Origin of the sequence: Candidatus Hakubella thermalkaliphila (assembly GCF_013281975.1) — a bacterium.
In the GTDB taxonomy this organism is placed as follows: Bacteria; Actinomycetota; Humimicrobiia; order Hakubellales; family Hakubellaceae; genus Hakubella; species Hakubella thermalkaliphila.
On the sequence record NZ_BLRZ01000172.1, the window covers coordinates 1 to 2688 of the forward strand.

General features: G+C 45.1%; 3 protein-coding genes and 1 pseudogene. 3 read left to right on the forward strand and 1 reads right to left on the reverse strand.

Annotated features, from left to right (window positions below; all coding sequences use genetic code 11):
- A pseudogene (locus HW443_RS10455) lies at positions 1-116 on the reverse strand (IS701 family transposase); the annotation flags it as partial.
- A 109-nt stretch (positions 117-225) separates the two neighbouring features.
- On the opposite strand from HW443_RS10455, the gene HW443_RS14310 reads away from it, so the two are divergent.
- The 3 genes from HW443_RS14310 (at position 226) to HW443_RS10465 (ending at position 2628) form a co-directional block, all read left to right on the forward strand.
- Positions 226-510 (forward strand): hypothetical protein, encoded by a 285-nt coding sequence (locus HW443_RS14310; protein WP_455423490.1) that lies wholly within the window; start codon positions 226-228, stop codon positions 508-510.
- 334 nt (positions 511-844) lie between these two features.
- Complete coding sequence (locus HW443_RS10460; protein WP_176236863.1) at positions 845-1723, forward strand: dihydropteroate synthase; 879 nt, start codon at positions 845-847, stop codon at positions 1721-1723.
- Between the two features lie 23 nt (positions 1724-1746).
- Entirely contained in the window at positions 1747-2628 is an 882-nt protein-coding gene (locus HW443_RS10465; protein WP_176236864.1) for an acetyl-CoA decarbonylase/synthase complex subunit delta, read from the forward strand.
- Positions 2629-2688: the final 60 nt, after the last annotated feature.

A 2688-nucleotide genomic window follows, 5' to 3' on the forward strand; every position in this document is an offset into this window, starting at 1 on the left:
TGAGCTGGCGCCTTCCCTTCGGGTTGGCACCGGGCGGCTTCTGTGCAGGTGAATACCTTCTGACTAACTATGAGAAAGTGGATGTAATCCAGGTCATCGCATTTGGGTGGGTTCATATTCTCTCCAACTCCTTACCAATAGAACTTGACCTTTTCTTGCAGGTTATGTTATAACCATACTGGCTAGGGGATTAGGCAGTCAACTGCGTAATTCCTACTTGTTAGTCTGGCAATTCGTGCTGGTGTTTCTATCGAGGAGATTGCCGGGCAATTACAGAGCACCCATTCTTGTCCTGCTTATTTGTTGGCTCGCGGTAAGGGCAAAAATATTTCTCCAGGCAAATCCTGCGCTTCCGCGATCGCCTACGAGATTCTTCAGACCATGGGCAAGGTTAACGGCAGCGCGCAAAAAAAAGTGATGGACAGTAGCTTGCTTTGCGAATGCGGTCAACAGCTTAAAAGGGCAGAGGGTTGCATGGTTTGCAGAAGTTGTGGTTATGCAAAGTGCTAGGCATTTACTGAAAAGCTCTTGGCTTGATTAAGGATTGAATATGTGAACAAAAACACTAACAGAATCAAGAAGTTTTTTTAAAAATTCAGAAAAAAAAGAGGATTTTTCAGTGCGTAGTCGAATTAACGATTAGGGTGATTGTCCATTAGGGTTGATGTATATTAATAAACCATCGGTGTTAGGTATTGTTTTTTTTTTCGGAAACTATAGTTCTGTCACCGATGTTTTCTGTGCGGAATTTAGTGAATAGTGGCAAAAATCTTGGTGGAAATACCGCAGCAGCGGCTTTGAGTTGTAGTTTTAGAAAATTTAGAAAAATAAGGGAGGAAAAAACATGATTTTAATCGGAGAAAACATTCAGATTCTCTCCAAAGTAGTTTCGGAGGCACTCTCCGGCAGAAACGCCAGTCCATTGCAGGAATTGGCCAAAGAACAGGTTAAGGCGGGTGTGCACTGGATAGACCTAAACATCGGTCCTGCACGCAAAAATCCGGCGGAAGTAATGAGTTGGCTTGTTAACAATATCCAAGAAGTCGTAGATCTGCCCCTTGCGCTTGACACTACGAACACTGTGGCGATGGAGGCAGGTTTGGCTATTTGTCGGCAGAAGCCGCTGATCAATTCCGCCTCAGGTACCCAGGAGAGCAAAGAAAAGATGTTGCCTCTAGCCCAAAAGTATGGCTCTAATGTGGTGATTTCAGTGCTTAATGATGCCGGGATCCCTTCTGATGCTGCTTCCCGAGCCGAGTCAATTATGGAAACAATCGACTACGCTAACAGCATGGGCATTCCTAATGAAGATATCTGGGTTGACCCGATTATGATGCCCATCGGTGTGAGCCAGTCCGATGTCTTGGAAGTAATAGAATTTGTGGGTATGTTGCCTAGTATTGCTCCAGGCGTAAAATCTACCATTGGTCTTTCCAATCTATCAAATGGTGTGCCGCGTGACCTGCGCCACATTATCAATCAGGTTGCTCTTGTGATCTTAGGCAAAGCCGGTCTGTACTCTGCGATTGTGGACAGCTTCGATAAAGAACTGGTAGCTCTTAATGCCGGTAAAGAAAAAGAAATTATTGATATCATCCTGAAAGTAATGGACGGGGAAGATCTGGACATGGCTGCTATGTCACAAGTAGCGAGGAATTACTATAAAACAGCTAGGGTTATTATGGGACGAGAATTATATTCTCCTTCTTGGCTGGAAATTTAACATTTCGGGAGGCGGAAAGTATAATGGAAAAATTTCTGGAAAAATACCCGGGCGAGATTAAGGAATTGGTGCTGGGTTCGGAAGGGAAAAAGGCTGTTGTCGCCGGACAAAACACGTTGCCCTTCCATTCTTTTGAAGGGAAAACAGGGCAACTCAAGTTTGCGCTGGAAGTGGCTGACAGTGAGCCGACAGACTGGGCTCCTTGGCTACAGGAGTTTTATGCTGACGTCAAATCTTCTCCTGAGGCGTGGGCAAAAAAGAATGCGGAAGTTTTTGGGGCTGATTTAATTTTCCTTACTTTAAACAGCATGGAAAAAGACGTGCCAGTCGAAGAAATTGCCGCTGGGGTAAAGAGAGTGGCAGAGGCAGTAAATGTGCCGGTGGTTGTCTTTGGTTTGGGAGAAAAAGAGAAAGATGCTGCAGTATTGCCGGTTGTAGCAAAAATGTGCAGTGGTTTAAATCTGCTGATCGGACCGATACTAAAGGAGAATCATCAGGAGATAGCTACTGTGGCACTAGAACATGGCCATGCCATCATTGCCCAGATTTCGATGGATATCAATCTGGCTAAAGACTTAAATATTAGGCTGGGCAAGTATTTCCCGGTGGACAGGGTGGTTATCGATCCGCTGACTTGCGTTGCTGGTTATGGTCTTGAGTATGCTTACTCAACCATGGAGCGCATTCGTCTCGCAGCAATTGTGCACGACGATAAAACTCTGCAGTCCCCGTTGATTGCCAAAGTGGGGAAAGAAGCATGGAAAACGAAAGAGGCTATTCAGGACGTCGGCAAAGGAATAGTTTGGGAGGCAGCCACCGCGTTTTCCTTGCTGCTGTCGGGTGCTGACATTGTAACTATGCGCCATCCAGAAAGCTTGCAACGCGTCAAGGCGATGATAAGCTAAAATTTTAACCCTACAACGTCATTTACCTGAATACATACAATATGTTGTGGTTCAATTAAA

What these genes read in the sequence shown, in the direction of transcription:
- HW443_RS10460 (WP_176236863.1), top strand. Translation starts at nt 845, where the DNA reads ATGATTTTAATCGGAGAAAACATTCAGATTCTCTCCAAAGTAGTTTCG.
- HW443_RS10465 (WP_176236864.1), top strand. Translation starts at nt 1,747, where the DNA reads ATGGAAAAATTTCTGGAAAAATACCCGGGCGAGATTAAGGAATTGGTG.